Origin of the sequence: Citrobacter sp. Cpo061, assembly GCF_030332845.1 — a bacterium.
Lineage (GTDB): Bacteria > Pseudomonadota > Gammaproteobacteria > Enterobacterales > Enterobacteriaceae > Citrobacter > Citrobacter portucalensis.
In genome coordinates this window covers 96404-114013 of record NZ_JAOWHB010000005.1, presented here as the reverse complement: position 1 = coordinate 114013, position 17610 = coordinate 96404, and the positions used below count along the sequence as shown (strand labels likewise).

Annotated in this window: 17 protein-coding genes and 1 pseudogene; 10 read left to right on the top strand and 8 right to left on the bottom strand. The window is 51.1% G+C overall.

From position 1 onward, the window contains the following. Nucleotides 1-84: 84 nt before the first annotated feature. Entirely contained in the window at nt 85-588 is a 504-nt protein-coding gene (mobB, locus tag OGX97_RS00555; protein WP_060683030.1) for a molybdopterin-guanine dinucleotide biosynthesis protein MobB, read from the bottom strand. Further along, on the bottom strand, nt 585-1169 hold the full coding sequence (mobA, locus tag OGX97_RS00550; RefSeq protein ID WP_048227536.1) for a molybdenum cofactor guanylyltransferase MobA: 585 nt from the start codon (nt 1167-1169) through the stop codon (nt 585-587). Before mobA ends, mobB begins: the two co-directional genes overlap by 4 nt. A 69-nt stretch (nt 1170-1238) precedes the next feature. Here mobA and OGX97_RS00545 point away from each other — a divergent pair, with 69 nt between their 5' ends. From OGX97_RS00545 to dsbA, 3 genes are all read left to right on the top strand, one after another. Beyond that, nucleotides 1239-1508 carry a YihD family protein gene (locus tag OGX97_RS00545; RefSeq protein WP_003028616.1) on the top strand — a complete coding sequence of 90 codons (270 nt, stop codon included), beginning with the start codon at nt 1239-1241 and terminating at the stop codon, nt 1506-1508. 76 nt (nt 1509-1584) lie between these two features. After that, the gene (locus OGX97_RS00540; protein ID WP_174770869.1) at nt 1585-2571 is read left to right on the top strand and encodes a serine/threonine protein kinase; all 987 of its coding nucleotides are present in this window, start codon (nt 1585-1587) and stop codon (nt 2569-2571) included. 16 nt (nt 2572-2587) lie between these two features. Next, a complete protein-coding gene (gene dsbA / locus OGX97_RS00535; RefSeq protein ID WP_003028621.1) occupies nt 2588-3211 on the top strand; it encodes a thiol:disulfide interchange protein DsbA in 624 nt (207 codons plus the stop codon). Nucleotides 3212-3224: 13 nt separating this feature from the next. On the opposite strand, the gene OGX97_RS00530 is transcribed toward dsbA, so the two are convergent. Beyond that, the gene (locus tag OGX97_RS00530) at nt 3225-4079 is read right to left on the bottom strand and encodes an acyltransferase (protein WP_230320050.1); all 855 of its coding nucleotides are present in this window, start codon (nt 4077-4079) and stop codon (nt 3225-3227) included. On the opposite strand from OGX97_RS00530, the gene OGX97_RS00525 reads away from it, so the two are divergent. The 3 genes from OGX97_RS00525 (at nt 3973) to OGX97_RS23245 (ending at nt 7524) form a co-directional block, all read left to right on the top strand. Next, nucleotides 3973-4308: a hypothetical protein gene (locus OGX97_RS00525; RefSeq protein WP_230320052.1), complete on the top strand. Its 336-nt coding sequence runs from the start codon at nt 3973-3975 to the stop codon at nt 4306-4308. The two genes, OGX97_RS00530 and OGX97_RS00525, sit on opposite strands and share 107 nt — an antisense overlap. Nucleotides 4309-4523: 215 nt before the next feature. Beyond that, nucleotides 4524-7310 (top strand): DNA polymerase I, encoded by a 2787-nt coding sequence (polA, locus tag OGX97_RS00520; protein ID WP_235125990.1) that lies wholly within the window; start codon nt 4524-4526, stop codon nt 7308-7310. A gap of 166 nt (nt 7311-7476) precedes the next feature. Next, a complete protein-coding gene (locus OGX97_RS23245; RefSeq protein ID WP_071892919.1) occupies nt 7477-7524 on the top strand; it encodes a spot 42 RNA, inhibition of DNA synthesis in 48 nt (15 codons plus the stop codon). A gap of 119 nt (nt 7525-7643) precedes the next feature. On the opposite strand, the gene yihA is transcribed toward OGX97_RS23245, so the two are convergent. Next, nucleotides 7644-8276: a ribosome biogenesis GTP-binding protein YihA/YsxC gene (gene yihA, locus OGX97_RS00515; protein ID WP_008786982.1), complete on the bottom strand. Its 633-nt coding sequence runs from the start codon at nt 8274-8276 to the stop codon at nt 7644-7646. 209 nt (nt 8277-8485) lie between these two features. Here yihA and OGX97_RS00510 point away from each other — a divergent pair. The 3 genes and pseudogenes from OGX97_RS00510 to hemN all read left to right on the top strand — a co-directional run bounded on the left by OGX97_RS00510 (nt 8486) and on the right by hemN (nt 10912). Next, nucleotides 8486-8671, top strand: a pseudogene (locus OGX97_RS00510) (hypothetical protein). A 169-nt stretch (nt 8672-8840) separates the two neighbouring features. Next, nucleotides 8841-9350, top strand: a complete 510-nt coding sequence (gene yihI, locus OGX97_RS00505) for a Der GTPase-activating protein YihI (RefSeq protein WP_003028627.1) — start codon at nt 8841-8843, stop codon at nt 9348-9350. Nucleotides 9351-9538: 188 nt separating this feature from the next. Further along, a complete protein-coding gene (gene hemN, locus OGX97_RS00500; protein ID WP_279851033.1) occupies nt 9539-10912 on the top strand; it encodes an oxygen-independent coproporphyrinogen III oxidase in 1374 nt (457 codons plus the stop codon). An 87-nt stretch (nt 10913-10999) separates the two neighbouring features. Here the strand turns inward: hemN and OGX97_RS00495 are convergent, their stop codons facing one another. From OGX97_RS00495 to glnA, 4 genes are all read right to left on the bottom strand, one after another. Next, nucleotides 11000-11110, bottom strand: coding sequence for a YshB family small membrane protein (locus tag OGX97_RS00495; protein WP_020996121.1), 111 nt, complete (start codon nt 11108-11110; stop codon nt 11000-11002). A gap of 112 nt (nt 11111-11222) precedes the next feature. Then, nucleotides 11223-12632 carry a nitrogen regulation protein NR(I) gene (gene glnG, locus OGX97_RS00490; RefSeq protein WP_191226598.1) on the bottom strand — a complete coding sequence of 470 codons (1410 nt, stop codon included), beginning with the start codon at nt 12630-12632 and terminating at the stop codon, nt 11223-11225. Between the two features lie 10 nt (nt 12633-12642). After that, nucleotides 12643-13692: a nitrogen regulation protein NR(II) gene (glnL, locus tag OGX97_RS00485; protein WP_008786986.1), complete on the bottom strand. Its 1050-nt coding sequence runs from the start codon at nt 13690-13692 to the stop codon at nt 12643-12645. A 282-nt stretch (nt 13693-13974) separates the two neighbouring features. After that, the gene (gene glnA / locus OGX97_RS00480) at nt 13975-15384 is read right to left on the bottom strand and encodes a glutamate--ammonia ligase (protein WP_008786987.1); all 1410 of its coding nucleotides are present in this window, start codon (nt 15382-15384) and stop codon (nt 13975-13977) included. 379 nt (nt 15385-15763) lie between these two features. Between glnA and typA the strand changes: the two genes are divergently transcribed. Beyond that, complete coding sequence (gene typA / locus OGX97_RS00475; protein ID WP_008786988.1) at nt 15764-17587, top strand: ribosome-dependent GTPase TypA; 1824 nt, start codon at nt 15764-15766, stop codon at nt 17585-17587. Nucleotides 17588-17610: the final 23 nt, after the last annotated feature.

The following is a 17610-nucleotide window of genomic DNA, read 5'->3' as shown; positions in this document are numbered from 1 at the left end:
CCTTATCCGGCCTACAGGGGCCGGGCTGAACGTATTTTGTAGGCCTGATAAGCGCAGCGCATCAGGCACATCACAACACCACGGTTACCATCTTATCCATTGCGTAACAAAATCAGCAATTTGCTGTATGTCGTTAATATCTAACAATGGAACATCCACCGCCAGCGGAACATCACTGGCAACCGCGATAACATATTCGTCTATCGCCAATTCTTCAGGACTATGCCCGCAACCGTCGCGAAAAAGCACGATCTTAGCGACAGGTTCATGCTTAAACCCTTCAACCAGCACCAGGTCCAACGTTGCTGCATCCATCCGGCTTACCAGATACGCTAAATCCAGTTCGGGCTCTTCCGGTGTTTCTACCATTAATGCCCAACGTTGCTGGCTGGCGACCAGCGTTTGTGCTGCACCGGCTTTGCGCAGTTCATAGCTATCTTTACCGGGCTTGTCGACATCCATATTGTGATGAGTATGTTTAATCAATCCGGGACGTATACCTCTGGCACGTAGCTCCGGGATCAACTTTTTGAGCAGCGTGGTTTTTCCCGTGCCGCTCCATGCCGCAATGGCGAGAAATGGGATCATGATTTATCCTGCCATTTTGCGAGCTCTTCGGGGGTGTTCACGTTTACGAACGCATCTTTATGATCGCTGAAATCGACAGCATGGCCGCCAGCCAGACGCATAAAGACCATGACACGTCGTTCACCGGACTGAAGATAATCCTGCAGCAAAGGCTGCATCGAGCGGTGCATCAACGCAATGGTTGGGTGATCTCTTTCCCCATCATGCACCCAGACAACGGGAGCAGCTTTGCGCTGCTCTTTTAAACGAGCGACCAGATTGTGAGGAATATAGGGCATATCGCACGGGCAAAACAGAAACCACTCCCCCGTTTGCTGCAGGAATACCGATAGCATCCCGGCCAGTGGGCCAGGGAAATCGGCCAAGGAATCGGGAATAACTTTCAGGCCGCTTTGCTGGTATATATCCCGGTGGCGATTGGCATTAACCACCACGGTTTCGACCTGCAAAGCGAGAATGTCGGCCACATGCCGCCAAAGAGGTTTACCGTCCAGTTCAAGCAGACCTTTATCGGTCCCACCCATCCGTCTGGCCTTACCGCCAGCCAGCACAACCCCTGTTATTGCACTATCCAGAATCACTGATATCGCCTCTTTTAATGTGGGATTGACCCTGCTAACGTATCTGTATTGAGCCTAAGGAGCACAACCATGAAATGTAAACGTCTGAATGAAGTTATTGAACTCCTCCAGCCTGCCTGGCAGAAGGAACCCGATCTTAACCTGATGCAATTTTTGCAGAAACTGGCGCAAGAGTCAGGTTTTGACGGCGAACTGGCGGATTTAACTGATGACATTCTGATCTATCACCTGAAAATGCGAGACTCAGCGAAGGATGCTGTCATCCCTGGTATTCAGAAAGATTATGAAGAAGATTTTAAAACCGCACTACTCCGCGCTCGTGGCGTAATTAAAGAGTAAAAGCTTGTAATCGCCGCCACCGAAAGCGCTGCGAAATGATATCCTGAATCATTCGTAGTATTTTCCGGATGATGGGATGAACGACAACGCTTTTAATTTCCAGACGCTACACCCGGATACCATCATGGATGCACTGTTTGAGCAGGGGATCCGGGTGGATTCCGGGCTTACCCCGCTTAACAGCTATGAAAACCGTGTCTATCAATTCCAGGACGAAGACCGTCGACGCTTTGTCGTTAAGTTTTATCGCCCTGAACGCTGGTCTGTCGATCAGATCCAGGAAGAGCACCAGTTTGCTCTGGAACTGGTAAGCGATGAAGTCCCGGTAGCTGCACCGTTGGTACTGAACGGCCAAACGCTGTTAAGCCATCAGGGTTTCCATTATGCGATCTTCCCCAGCGTCGGTGGACGACAGTTTGAAGCTGACAACATCGATCAGATGGAGGCGGTGGGGCGCTATCTCGGGCGTATGCACCAGACCGGATGCAAGCGTACTTTTACCTTCCGACCGACGATTGGCCTTGAAGAATACCTGACTGAGCCGCGTAAAGTTTTTGAACACGCACAGCTTATCCCATCAGGGCAAAAAGCGGCTTTCCTGAAGGCAACGGATGCGCTTATCGCGGTGGTTACTGAACGCTGGCATACGCGTTTTACTGCGTTACGCCTGCACGGTGATTGTCATGCCGGTAATATTCTGTGGCGCGATGGCCCGATGTTTGTCGATTTAGATGATGCCCGCAATGGTCCGGCTATTCAGGATTTATGGATGCTTCTCAATGGTGATAAAGCTGAACAACGCATGCAGCTAGAAACCATTATCGAGGCTTATGAAGAGTTTAGTGAGTTCGACATCTCTGAAATCGGACTGATAGAACCTTTACGCGCTATGCGTTTAGTTTATTATCTTGCCTGGCTGATTCGACGTTGGGCTGACCCTGCGTTCCCAAAAAACTTCCCGTGGTTAACCGGGGAAGATTACTGGCATCGTCAGACCGCGACCTTTATTGAGCAGGCAAAAATTCTGCAAGAGCCCCCCTTACAATTAACGCCAATGTATTAATCGGAGAAACTTGAACATGAAAAAAATATGGCTGGCGCTGGCTGGTATGGTCTTAGCTTTTAGCGCATCTGCAGCGCAGTTCCAGGATGGTAAACAATACATCACCCTGGAGAAGCCTGTTGCGGGTGAACCGCAAGTGTTGGAGTTCTTCTCCTTCTACTGCCCGCACTGCTATCAGTTTGAAGAAGTGCTTCATGTATCTGATAACGTGAAGAAAAAACTGCCGGAAGGCACCAAGATGACCAAATACCACGTCGAGTTTCTCGGGCCGTTGGGCAAAGATCTGACGCAGGCATGGGCGGTTGCTATGGCGCTGGGTGTTGAAGATCAGGTTACTGTTCCGCTGTTTGAAGGCGTTCAGAAAACGCAGACCGTTCAGTCGGTTGCTGACATCCGTAAAGTGTTTGTCGATGCGGGTATTAAAGGCGAAGACTATGATGCGGCATGGAACAGCTTCGTAGTGAAATCTCTCGTGGCACAGCAGGAAAAAGCAGCGGCTGATTTACAGCTGCAGGGCGTTCCGGCGATGTTCGTGAATGGCAAATATCAGGTCAACCCGCAGGGCATGGATACCAGCAGCATGGATATCTTTGTACAACAGTATGCGGATACCGTGAAATACCTGGTCGGTCAGAAGTAAAAGTAAAAGCCGGTCACTGACCGGCTTTTTTATTTGCGGCTTTAATCGCGTCGAGCTGCGCGTCTTTCTCACTCCACAGCGTATTCAACCACAGCTGAAAGCGGCGCTTGAATGCCTTATCGTTCACGTAATCACCGTGTAACTCTTCATGGATTGGCTCCAGATTCACCCGCACGACAATCCTCGTTAGCTTACCGCTCAGCATGTCGTAGAAAGGCCGACTGCTGTTTTCCGGATAGCATAACGTGACGTTCAACATTTTATCGAACTGTGACCCCAGTACGTTTAATGCCATCGCAATACCTGCCGCCTTGGGTGGGAGCAGGTTTTGATAGGGTGAGCGGGTTTGCTCACGTTTATCTTTGGTAAAGCGCGAACCTTCGACAAAATTCACAATGGTTGTCGGGTGTACGCGAAACTTCTCGCAGGAACGACGGGTTGTTTCGACATCTTTACCACGGCGTTCCGGATGGCGAAGCAGATAGCCACGTGAATAGCGTTTCATAAACGGCATATCCAGCGCCCAGCAAGCCAGGCCAATAAAGGGCACCCAGGCCAGCTGTTGCTTGAGGAAATATTTATTCATCGGGATGTGCTTACGGAACAGAACGCAAAGCACAACGATATCGGCCCAGCTGTAATGATTACAAATGAGCAGATACCAGTTTTTCTTGCTAAGACCTTCCAGCCCTTCAACATCCCACTTCAGCCGTGGATTAAGGTGCAGCAGTAGCGCCAGACCTTCACACCAGCAGTACATCATGAAATTACAGAAGACAGAAACCTTGCGCCAGACGACAGGAATGGGCAAAAGGAGTTTCACAACCCCGGCAAGGATGATCGGCACAGAACAAAAAATCGTGACCAATATGGTCAATACGATACTCAGCAACAGCGTTATCGCAGCGAGTATTCTCGTCATAATTAAATTATTCAAAAGGTTAGCCATAGACAGTGCGCGAAAGAGGCGCAAGGGGCTGATTTTATCAGAAAACGAACCAAATGATGGATCTTCCCTGAATAGAAAAAAAGAGAATATCTATCCACATCAGGATATAAGCTGTAAAAATGGAATAAAATGTCGTGAGTTTATTTAACTAATTGAAATTATTGTATAAATACAATGGGGTATTAATTGCCTTGCTATATTTAAAGAGCTGAAAATTATTTATTCACAAAGTTATCCACAGCTGTCTTTGCGAGCAAAGCAGAAGATCTGCAAAAGTTTTTCGACAAATGCGGCGAAAAACTCATGTTTTCATCCTGTCTGTGGCATCCTTTACCCATAATCTGATAAACAGGCACGGACATTATGGTTCAGATCCCAGAAAACCCACTTATCCTTGTAGATGGCTCATCTTACCTGTATCGCGCATACCACGCGTTCCCACCGCTGACTAACAGCGCAGGAGAACCTACGGGCGCGATGTACGGTGTCCTCAACATGCTGCGTAGCTTGATTCTGCAATATCAACCAACCCATGCAGCGGTGGTATTCGACGCCAAGGGTAAAACCTTCCGTGATGAATTATTCGAACATTATAAGTCTCACCGCCCACCGATGCCGGACGATCTGCGTGCGCAGATTGAACCTCTGCATGCGATGGTAAAGGCGATGGGGCTGCCACTGTTGGCTGTTTCTGGCGTGGAGGCGGACGATGTTATCGGTACGCTGGCGCGGGAAGCAGAGAAGATCGGTCGCCCGGTGCTAATTAGCACCGGTGATAAAGATATGGCTCAGTTGGTGACGCCGAATATCACCCTTATCAACACCATGACCAATACGATCCTCGGCCCGGATGAAGTGGTAAATAAGTACGGCGTCCCGCCGGAACTGATCATCGATTTCCTGGCGCTAATGGGTGACTCCTCAGATAACATTCCTGGCGTTCCAGGCGTAGGCGAAAAAACCGCTCAGGCACTACTGCAGGGGCTGGGTGGGCTGGATACCCTCTATGCCGAATCAGACAAAATAGCGGGGCTGACCTTCCGTGGTGCGAAAACCATGGCAGGCAAACTTGAGCAGAACAAAGAGGTGGCGTACCTCTCTTATCAATTGGCTACCATCAAAACCGATGTTGAGCTGGAATTGACCTGTGAGCAGCTTGAAGTGCGTCAGCCCGCTGCAGAAGAACTGCTTGGCCTGTTTAAACAGTATGAATTTAAACGTTGGGTTACCGACGTTGAAGCGGGTAAATGGCTACAGGCGAAAGGGACGAAGCCGGCGGCAAAACTGCAAGAAACTATTGTCGTCGATGAAACGCCCGAGGAACCGGCCACGGTTCTTTCGTATGAAAACTATGTGACGATTCTGGACGAAGCGACGCTGGAAGAGTGGATCGCTAAGCTGAAAAAAGCACCTGTCTTTGCCTTCGATACTGAAACTGACAGCCTGGACAACATTTCCGCGAATCTGGTTGGCCTGTCTTTTGCCATTGAACCGGGTGTGGCGGCGTATGTTCCTGTTGCCCACGATTACCTGGATGCCCCTGACCAGATCGCGCGCGACCGTGCGCTGGAGCTGCTAAAGCCGCTGCTGGAAGATGAGAACGCGCACAAAGTCGGGCAAAACCTGAAGTACGATCGCGGCATCCTGGCGAACTATGGCATCGAGCTGCGCGGCATCACCTTTGACACCATGCTCGAATCCTACATTCTTAACAGCGTCGCTGGACGACACGATATGGACAGCCTGTCGGACCGCTGGCTGAAACATAAAACCATCACCTTTGAAGAGATCGCCGGAAAAGGCAAAAACCAGCTGACCTTTAACCAGATAGCACTGGAAGAGGCTGGCCGTTACGCTGCGGAAGACGCCGACGTTACGCTACAGCTGCATCTGAAAATGTGGCCAGAATTGCAGCAGCATAAAGGGCCGTTGAACGTCTTTGAAAATATCGATATGCCGCTGGTGCCGGTTTTGTCTCGCGTTGAGCGCAACGGTGTGAAAATCGATCCGGCTGTTCTGCACAAGCATTCAGAAGAGCTGACGCTGCGTTTGAATGAGCTGGAGCAAAAAGCGCACGAGATCGCCGGAGAAGCGTTTAACCTCTCTTCCACTAAGCAACTGCAAACTATCCTGTTTGAAAAGCAGGGTATTAAGCCGTTGAAGAAAACCCCTGGCGGCGCGCCATCAACGTCGGAAGAGGTACTGGAAGAGCTCGCGCTGGATTACCCATTGCCGAAAGTGATCCTGGAATATCGTGGTTTAGCAAAACTGAAGTCGACCTATACGGATAAGCTTCCGTTGATGATTAACAAGAAAACCGGGCGCGTGCACACCTCATACCATCAGGCGGTTACTGCCACCGGGCGCTTGTCTTCAACGGATCCAAACCTGCAAAACATCCCGGTACGTAATGATGAAGGTCGTCGTATTCGTCAGGCGTTCATTGCGCCAGAAGACTACGTGATTGTCTCTGCGGACTACTCACAGATTGAACTGCGTATCATGGCGCACCTTTCACGTGATAAAGGTCTGCTTACCGCGTTTGCCGAAGGGAAAGACATTCACCGCGCAACGGCGGCAGAAGTCTTTGGTTTACCGCTTGATTCTGTGACCAGCGAGCAACGCCGCAGCGCTAAAGCCATTAACTTCGGTTTGATCTACGGGATGAGCGCCTTTGGTTTGGCGCGCCAGTTGAATATTCCGCGCAAAGAAGCACAGAAGTACATGGATCTCTACTTTGAACGCTACCCTGGTGTGTTGGAATACATGGAACGCACCCGCGCGCAGGCGAAAGAGCAAGGCTATGTAGAAACGCTGGAAGGTCGCCGTCTCTATTTACCGGATATTAAATCCAGTAATGGTGCTCGTCGCGCTGGTGCTGAACGTGCGGCCATTAACGCCCCGATGCAGGGAACTGCTGCAGACATTATCAAACGAGCCATGATTGCCGTGGATGGATGGCTGCAAACCGAGCAACCGCGCGTGCGCATGATCATGCAGGTACACGATGAACTGGTGTTTGAAGTGCACAAAGATGATCTGGAAAGCGTCTCCAAAAAGATCCACCAACTGATGGAAAACGAGACTCAGATTGACGTGCCGTTGCTGGTGGAAGTCGGGAGTGGTGAAAACTGGGATCAGGCGCACTAAGGGTTTACTTAATAACGCTCCTTTTTCGTAACTAAGCAACATAAGAGAGAGCTTTTTGTGATGTCCATTAGAATTCCCTATGTAAGGAATGAAAAAAAATTACAAAAAGTGCTTTCTGAGCTGCTCAAAAAAGAGTAAAGTTATTCTCGTAGGGTACAGAGGTAAGATGTTCTATCTTTCAGACCTTTTACTTCACGTAATCGGATTTGGCTGAATATTTTAGCCGCCCCAGTCAGTAATGACTGGGGCGTTTTTTATTGTGCGAAAGAAAAGTTTTGCACATGCTGTAGGCCGGATAAGACGCGCAGCGGCGTCATCCGGCATATCGGTGGGTTATTCCCCTTCCTGCACCTCTTCAACCGGTGCCAGTTCACTAAACCAGCTATCCAGTTTTTGCCGCAGTTTGTCCACACCCAGTTTTTTCAGCGATGAAAATGCTTCTACCTGCACATCACCGTTAAATGCCAGTACGGCTTCACGTACCATATTCAGCTGCGCTTTGCGTGCACCGCTGGCCAGCTTATCTGCTTTAGTCAGCAGTACCAGAACCTGAACGTTGCTCTCAACTGCCCACAGGATCATCTGTTGATCGAGATCTTTTAACGGGTGACGAATATCCATCAGTACCACCAGACCTTGCAGGCTCTGACGCTTTTCCAGATATTCAGCCAGCGCGCGCTGCCATTTACGCTTCATTTCTTCTGGAACTTCGGCATAACCGTATCCTGGCAAATCGACCAAGCGTTTGCCGTCAACGACTTCAAACAGGTTGATGAGCTGAGTACGACCCGGCGTTTTAGATGTACGCGCCAGACCTTTTTGATTCGTCAGGGTATTTAGCGCACTGGATTTGCCTGCGTTGGAACGGCCAGCAAAAGCCACTTCGATACCGGTATCGGAAGGTAAGTGGCGAATATCAGGCGCACTCATCACAAAGTGCGTCTGTTGATAATTCAAGTTAGTCAAAGCAGTCCTCTCCATCAATCAGGGCTTTGCAGCGATTATACCTGAACCCCAGCAAAAGGCTGGTTTTTCGACGAGTGGGCTGTGTAAGTAAAAACCTCGCGCTTTGTGAGACATTGCCGACAGTTTCTATACGAGATGACAGAGTAAAAAATGACAGAACTAAAATAAATCATATGGTTACATTTGGGCGCTATTCTTAAAATCAGAAATTGTTACCCAGGTTACTTGTACGTTTAAACCAAAACGGTAAAGTAGCGTCCATAGCGAGGAAGCTGACAGGATAGACGACTCAGGATGAGGGTCAGGAGCGCCAGGAGGCGAAGACACAGGATTGTCAGGAAGACAAACGTCCGGAGACGTTAGTAAAAGGAAATGGAAACAACACGGAATGTTAGAGGCTAAGGGAAAAACAGGGTGTGTTGATAGCCAACAGGGATTGTAGAGCCCGTAAGGGTTGAGAGTCAGGAAAAAAGGCGACAGATTACTCTGTCGCCTTTTTTCTTTATTTCTGCTAGATTCCGGCGCAATTATATACTGAATAAAAACAGCCAAAGACGAATCATGATGAAACCAACTTCTACACCACGCGGTAAAGGTCCTGCAAAAGCGCGTCGTAAAACACGCGAAGAAATTAACCAGGAAGCTCGCGACCGTAAGCGCCAGAAAAAACACCGTGGTCATGCGGCAGGTAGCCGTGCGTCCGGTAGTGAAGGCGCATCTGGTGGCGGAAACCAAAATAAGCAAAAAGATCCTCGTATTGGCAGCAAAACCCCCATTCCATTGGGCGTGACCGAAAAAGTCACCAAACAGCACAAACCGAAGAGTGAGAAACCTATGCTTTCACCACAGGCTGAGTTGGATTTACTGGAAACGGATGAGCGCCTGGATGCGCTGCTGGAGCGTCTTGAAGCAGGAGAAACCCTGAGCGCGGAAGATCAGTCCTGGGTTGATGCCAAGCTGGATCGCATCGATGAGCTGATGCAAAAGCTGGGTCTTTCCTACGATGACGAGGAAGAAGAGGAAGAAGAAGAAAAGCAGGAAGACATGATGCGCCTGCTGAAAGGCGGCAACTAACGGTTTTACACCGTGGGTCTTCCCGTCCTGCTTATAACCCTTCCGGTTATATGTTATCTGGTGTGGTTATTCGTTAAACTACAGCGGTTGTCGCGGCGACAGAAGTGGCTGCGCAACCGACTTATCACCCGTACTGGGGTTAAGTCGGTACGCCGTACCCGCCAGAGACGCCATCGGAAGGAGTGAGCATGTCAGAGCAGTTAATAGACTGGGACCTGGCCCTGATCCAGAAATATAACTATTCCGGGCCACGATATACCTCGTACCCGACCGCGCTGGAGTTTTCTGAAGACTACGGCACTGAGGCATTTCTAAAGGCCGTGGCGCGTTATCCTGAGCGTCCTCTCTCGCTGTACGTTCACATCCCGTTCTGCCACAAGCTGTGCTACTTCTGCGGCTGTAACAAGGTCGTGACTCGCCAGCAGCACAAAGCCGATCAATACCTCGATGTCTTAGAACAAGAAATTATTCATCGCGCACCGCTGTTCTCCGGACGCCATGTCAGTCAGCTGCACTGGGGCGGCGGCACGCCTACGTACCTGAATAAAGCGCAAATCAGTCGTTTGATGTCGCTGCTGCGTAGCAACTTTAACTTTAACGACGACGCCGAAATTTCGATCGAAGTGGATCCGCGTGAAATTGAGCTGGATGTGCTTGATCATTTACGCGCTGAAGGTTTTAACCGCCTGAGCATGGGGGTGCAGGACTTCAATAAAGAAGTTCAGCGCCTGGTGAACCGTGAGCAGGATGAGGAATTCATCTTTGCACTGCTGAATCATGCGCGTGAGATTGGCTTTACCTCGACGAATATCGATCTGATTTATGGTTTGCCAAAACAGACGCCGGAAAGTTTCGCCTTCACCCTGAAACGCGTTGCTGAGCTGAATCCAGACCGACTGAGCGTCTTTAACTACGCGCACCTGCCAACGCTGTTTGCCGCTCAGCGTAAGATTAAAGATGCCGACCTGCCCAGCGCGCAGCAGAAGCTGGATATCCTGCAGGAAACCATCTCGTCACTGACCGAAACCGGTTATCAGTTCATTGGCATGGATCACTTTGCCCGTCCGGATGACGAACTGGCCATTGCTCAACGCAAGGGTGTGCTGCATCGTAATTTCCAGGGTTATACCACCCAGGGTGATACCGATCTGCTGGGAATGGGCGTGTCAGCCATCAGTATGATTGGTGACAACTACGCGCAGAACCAGAAAGAGCTGAAGCGCTATTATCAGCAGGTAGACGAGCAGGGGGACGCGCTGTGGCGCGGAATTGCACTGACCCGTGACGACTGCATTCGTCGAGATGTTATTAAGCTCCTGATCTGCAACTTCCGCCTCGACTATGCCACTGTGGAACAGCAATGGGATCTGAACTTCGCTGACTATTTTGCCGAAGACCTGAAACTGCTGGCACCGCTGGCGAAGGATGGGCTGGTGGATGTCGATGAGAAGGGGATTCAGGTCACGCCGAAGGGCCGTCTGCTGATCCGTAATATTTGCATGTGCTTCGATGCGTATCTGCGCCAGAAAGCACGGATGCAGCAATTCTCGCGGGTGATTTAACGCTTTTCCGGGTGGCGCTTCGCTTATCGTGCCTACGAAAATCTCAATACGTAGGTCGGGTAAGCGAAGCGCCACCCGGCGAACCCGCTAGCTGAACAGTCCAACCAGCGCTGCGCACAATACTGCGGCGACCGCAGTTTGTGGCGTATGGCTTTCGACTGCACCGCTCGACAGCAGATTAATGATTGATTCCAGCATGATGACTTCCCCCCGTTAGTCGGGCACGATCATACTTAACTCATCGGAACAGTAAAGCGCAAAATAGCAGCTATTTGCGCTCAATTATTAATCTTTACACAGTGACGATATGTCACTCCATTCCGAGTTCTTTTAGCTTACGCGTCAAGGTATTACGACCCCAACCGAGCAAGCGTGCCGCTTCCTGTTTATGCCCCTGGGTATGACGTAGCGCGGTAGTCAATAGCGTACGCTCCATCTCTGGTTGGGCCTCAGAAAGCAAGTTTTGATGACCGGAGCGTAATGCCCGATCCGCCCACTGTGCCAATAGCGTTGCCCAACTATCCGGCTGCATATGGGACGGTGCTTCTGGCACAGAGGTTTCAAACAGCTCGGTTGGTAAGTCCTGAATCAGGACTTCCTGCCCGGCGGCCATGACGGTTAACCAGCGGCAGGTATTCTCAAGCTGACGCACGTTACCTGGCCAGGCCAGACGGGTGAGCGCAGCCTCGGTTTCCGGGTGTAATTGTTTGGCTTCCACCCCCAGTTCGCGGGCGGCCTCCTGCAGGAAATGACGCGCCAGGCGGGGGATATCTTCCCGACGTTCGCGCAGTGGCGGCAGATGTACCCGAATGACGTTCAGGCGATGGAATAAGTCCTCACGGAATTTGCCTTCCTGCACGCGCAGTTCAAGATTCTGGTGCGTGGCGGCGATAATGCGTACATCTACCTTTACGGGCGCGTAACCGCCAACGCGGTAAAACTGTCCGTCGGCTAATACGCGCAATAAACGCGTTTGCACATCCAGCGGCATATCGCCAATTTCATCGAGGAACAGCGTACCGCCGTCTGCCTGTTCAAAGCGCCCCTGACGAATGGTATTCGCCCCGGTAAACGCGCCTTTCTCGTGGCCAAACAGCTCAGATTCGATCAAATCTTTCGGGATTGCCGCCATGTTCAGCGCGATAAACGGCGCTTTGACGCGCGGGCTATGACGGTGCAACGCATGGGCAACCAGCTCTTTACCGGTTCCTGACTCCCCATTAATCAATACGCTGATTGAAGACCGGGACAGGCGACCAATAATGCGAAAGACGTCCTGCATTGCTGGCGCTTCGCCGATGATGTCGGTTGTGGGGCCATTGATCTGAACATTGCGCGGCTGCTGCTGTTCCTGATAATGACTGATGGCGCGCTCGACCAGCGCCACCGCTTCATCAATATCAAAAGGTTTGGGCAGATAATCAAACGCCCCTTGCTGATAGGCGCTGACGGCGGCATCCAGATCGGAGTGCGCGGTCATTATGATGACCGGAAGCATCGGATGCCGCTGTTTAATCTGTTTTAACAGCGTCAGGCCGTCCATACCCGGCATGCGGATATCCGACAACAGCACGTCCGGCGTTTTGCTGGCCAGCGCGTCCAGTACCTCTTTACCACTTTCAAATGTGGTACAGCTTAGCCCTGCCCCTGCGAGCGCACGTTCAAGCACCCAACGGATGGAACTATCGTCATCAACGACCCAGACTATTCCTCGTTGCATAAACGTCACCTTATTTCCTGATAGGCAGGTAAACCGAGAACTCGGTATGACCCGGCCAACTGGTAAATTCAATTTTGCCGGAATGTTGATCAATCAAATTACGGGCGATAGATAATCCAAGGCCGGTACCGCCTTCGCGACCGCTAACCATTGGGTAGAACAGCGTATCCTGCAAATGCGAGGGGATACCTGGACCGTTATCCTCTACATCAATTCGTGCCGCCAGACGGTAACGCATGCCGTGTAGCGTGAGCTGAAACGCGGTGCGGGTGCGCAGAATGATCTCGCCGCCTTCCGGTCCCAGCGCCTGCAAAGCATTGCGTACGATGTTCAGCAAAACCTGCTCGATCTGGTCCGGGTCGTGCAGTAATTCGGGCAGACTTGGGTCGTAATCCCGGATTAGCGTGACGTTTTCCGGCAGCTCCATCGAGACCAGCGCCACCACGCGTTCCGCCACTTTGTGAATACTTTCCGTGATGTGCATGCCGGGCTGTTGTGGCCCCAGCAGACGGTCGACCAGATTACGCAGGCGGTCCGCCTGTTCAATAATGACTTTGGTATATTCGGTCAGCGCCGGGTCCGGAAGCGCTTTACTGAGAAGTTGCGCCGCACCGCGTAATCCGCCCAGCGGGTTTTTAATTTCATGTGCCAGACCACGCACCAGATCGCGGGCAGCAATCTGCTGGGCGTGCTGGAGCTGTTCCTGACTCAGACGGCGCTGGTTATCCATAGGGGCCATCTCCAGCAAGATAAGGCCATCAGGCAGCCTCTGAGCGGTCACAGAGAGGATATGTGAGTGGCTGTCTATCACCAGCGTCACTTCGTTATCCGTAAAGCCCTGGCCTGCTTCCAGGCTCTCTCGCATCAGTCCGATGTTTAAGGAGAAATAACTCAACAGATCGGGAAGCGGTGTACCAAACAGTTTGCGGGAGCTTTGGGCGAGCAACTGCTGTGCCGCCGGGTTGGCGTAATGTACAGCCAGCTCATCGTCGACGAGTAAGATGCTGTTGATTAAAGAATTTAGGATCTGCCCAGCATCGGGCAGCGTGCCGGTTGCCATTCAGCAGTCTCCTGAAAAGTGTTGCACCAATTTAGTGCATTATAGCTTTTTACATCAAAAAAGCGCGAAAAAGCAGGTTGTTAGTGGAGAAAAAAGCCCATCCGGGGATGGGCTACAGATGACTGGCAAACATAGATGCCGGATGACGGCTTTGCCTTATCCGGCCTACAAGGTAATGTTACCCTCCAGGCCTGATAAGTTTGCGCCATCAGGCGTCCTATCATTCACCATCGATCTCAAGCCTGCCTGAGCACGCTAAAAGTTCCACGGCAACTCAAACGATTAAACGCTGTAGTACAGCTCAAACTCTACCGGGTGCGGAGTCATACGCACGCGGTCATCTTCTTCGCGACGCAGCGCAATGTACGCATCGATCGCTTCATTGGTGAACACGCCGCCTGCGGTCAGGAACTCGCGGTCCAGATCCAGTTCTTTCAGTGCTTCTTCCAGAGAACCAGCAACCTGTGGGATCTCTTTCGCTTCTTCCGGCGGCAGGTCGTACAGGTTTTTGTCCATTGCTTCGCCCGGGTGGATCTTGTTCTTAATACCGTCAAGACCAGCCATCAGCAGCGCTGCGAAGCACAGGTATGGGTTAGCAGCCGGGTCCGGGAAACGCACTTCGATACGACGCGCTTTCGGAGAAGCAACTACCGGGATACGGATAGACGCAGAACGGTTACGGGCAGAGTAAGCCAGCATTACCGGTGCTTCGTAACCCGGGACCAGACGCTTGTAGGAGTTGGTGGTCGGGTTAGCCAGGGCGTTGATCGCTTTAGCGTGCTTGATTACGCCACCGATGTAGTACAGCGCCTGCTCAGACAGACCCGCATATTTGTCACCGGAGAACAGGTTTACGCCGTTCTTGGACAGGGACATGTGGCAGTGCATGCCGGAACCGTTATCGCCAAACATTGGTTTTGGCATAAAGGTCGCGGTTTTACCGAAACGGTGAGCGACGTTGTGAACGACATATTTGTAGATCTGAATTTCGTCCGCTTTTTTGGTCATGGTGTTAAAGCGGGTCGCGATTTCGTTCTGACCAGCAGTCGCCACTTCGTGGTGATGCGCTTCAACAACCAGGCCCATTTCTTCCATGATCAGACACATGGTAGAACGGATATCCTGAGAAGAATCTACCGGAGGAACCGGGAAGTAACCGCCTTTCACGCCTGGACGGTGACCTTTGTTACCACCTTCGTATTTGGTGGAAGAGTTCCATGCGCCTTCGATGTCATCGATAGCCACGTGGGAACCGGAAATAGTTGCGCCGAAACGGATGTCGTCAAACAGGAAGAATTCTGGCTCTGGTCCGAACAGAACGGTGTCTGCGATGCCGGTAGAACGCAGATACTCTTCAGCACGTTTAGCAATGGAGCGCGGGTCACGGTCGTAGCCCTGCAGCGTACCTGGTTCCAGGATATCGCAACGGATGATCAGGGTAGACTCTTCAAAGAACGGGTCGATGAGAGCAGTAGACGCATCTGGCATCAGAACCATGTCTGATTCGTTAATGCCTTTCCAGCCACCGATTGAGGAGCCGTCAAACATTTTGCCTTCTTCAAAGAATTCGGCATTTACCTGATGAGCAGGAATAGTGACGTGCTGTTCTTTACCTTTGGTATCAGTGAAGCGTAAATCAACAAACTTCACTTCGTGTTCGTTCAGCATCGTCAAAACGTGTTCAGCGGACATACTTACTCTCCCGGATTGGTCATTGTCGTCGTGGTAACGAAGTCTTCAATTCTGCAAAAATTGGCCGTGTCGCCATAAAAAATATAAAGCGAAATCTGTGCCAACTTTTAAATTGCCCCTAAAAGGCGTTATCATGCGCACCATCGTGCAAAGGGGCTGCACCATGAAGGTTGTATTGCACCATTATAGTGCTTTAATGTGAACATTAAGCACCATATTGGTGCAAAGCATGTCAGATTACCCCTTTTAACGCTCCGTGAATGTGATCACAAAGAAACTCTGCAATACTTGTTTGCGGAGGATGTTTGTGATCCTGTTTTGTACTGCGATTAATCCGTGTACAATAACGCGCTATTTCTAAAATGCCTGAGGCAAAGTTGTGATCGAAAATTTGCGTAACATCGCCATCATCGCGCACGTAGACCATGGTAAAACGACCCTGGTAGACAAGCTGCTCCAACAATCCGGTACGTTCGATGCACGTGCTGAAACCCAAGAGCGCGTGATGGACTCCAACGATTTGGAGAAAGAGCGTGGGATTACCATCCTCGCTAAAAACACCGCTATCAAATGGAATGACTACCGTATTAACATCGTTGATACCCCGGGGCACGCCGACTTCGGTGGTGAAGTTGAACGTGTAATGTCCATGGTCGACTCTGTGCTGCTGGTGGTGGATGCAATGGACGGTCCGATGCCGCAGACGCGCTTCGTGACCAAAAAAGCCTTTGCCCATGGCCTGAAGCCAATTGTTGTTATCAACAAAGTTGACCGTCCTGGCGCGCGTCCTGACTGGGTTGTTGATCAGGTATTTGACCTGTTCGTTAACCTCGACGCTACCGACGAGCAGCTGGACTTCCCGATCGTTTACGCTTCTGCGCTGAACGGTATCGCGGGTCTGGATCACGAAGACATGGCTGAAGACATGACTCCGCTGTATCAGACTATCGTTGATCGTGTACCGGCTCCGAGCGTAGATCTTGATGGCCCGCTGCAGATGCAAATCTCTCAGCTGGACTACAACAACTACGTTGGCGTAATCGGTATCGGCCGCATCAAACGCGGTAAAGTTAAACCGAACCAGCAGATCACTATCATTGATAGCGAAGGCAAAACCCGTAACGGTAAAGTCGGTAAAGTTCTGACCCATCTGGGTCTGGAACGTATCGAGAGTGATATTGCCGAAGCAGGCGATATCATCGCGATCACCGGTCTGGGCGAACTGAACATCTCCGACACCATCTGCGACCCGCAGAATGTTGAAGCGCTGCCAGCTCTGTCCGTTGATGAACCGACCGTTACCATGTTCTTCTGCGTAAACACCTCTCCGTTCTGCGGTAAAGAAGGTAAATATGTTACCTCTCGTCAGATCCTTGACCGCCTGAACAAAGAGCTGGTGCACAACGTTGCGCTGCGCGTTGAAGAAACCGAAGATGCGGATGCGTTCCGTGTATCCGGTCGTGGTGAGCTGCACCTGTCTGTTCTGATCGAAAACATGCGTCGTGAAGGTTTCGAAATGGCGGTTTCCCGTCCGAAAGTAATCTTCCGCGAAATCGATGGCCGTAAACAAGAGCCGTTCGAAAACGTAACGCTGGACGTTGAAGAGCAGCACCAGGGTTCTGTGATGCAGGCTCTGGGTGAGCGTAAAGGCGACCTGAAAAACATGAATCCAGATGGCAAAGGCCGCGTACGTCTTGACTACGTGATCCCTAGCCGTGGTCTGATCGGCTTCCGTTCAGAATTCATGACCATGACTTCCGGTACCGGTCTGCTGTACTCCACCTTCAGCCACTACGACGACGTTCGTGCGGGTGATGTGGGTCAGCGTCAGAACGGCGTACTGATCTCCAACGGCCAGGGTAAAGCAGTTGCGTTCGCACTGTTCAGCCTGCAGGACCGCGGTAAGCTGTTCCTGGGTCACGGTGCTGAAGTTTACGAAGGCCAGATCATCGGTATTCACAGCCGTTCTAACGACCTGACTGTAAACTGCCTGACCGGTAAGAAACTGACCAACATGCGTGCGTCTGGTACTGACGAAGCAACGGTTCTGGTTCCGCCGGTTAAGATGACTCTGGAGCAGGCTCTGGAATTCATCGATGACGACGAACTGGTAGAAGTAACACCAACCTCTATCCGTATCCGTAAGCGTCACCTGACTGAAAACGATCGTCGCCGTGCAATGCGTGGCGCGAAAGAAGAGTAATTAACACTCTTTTTCAGGTAAGC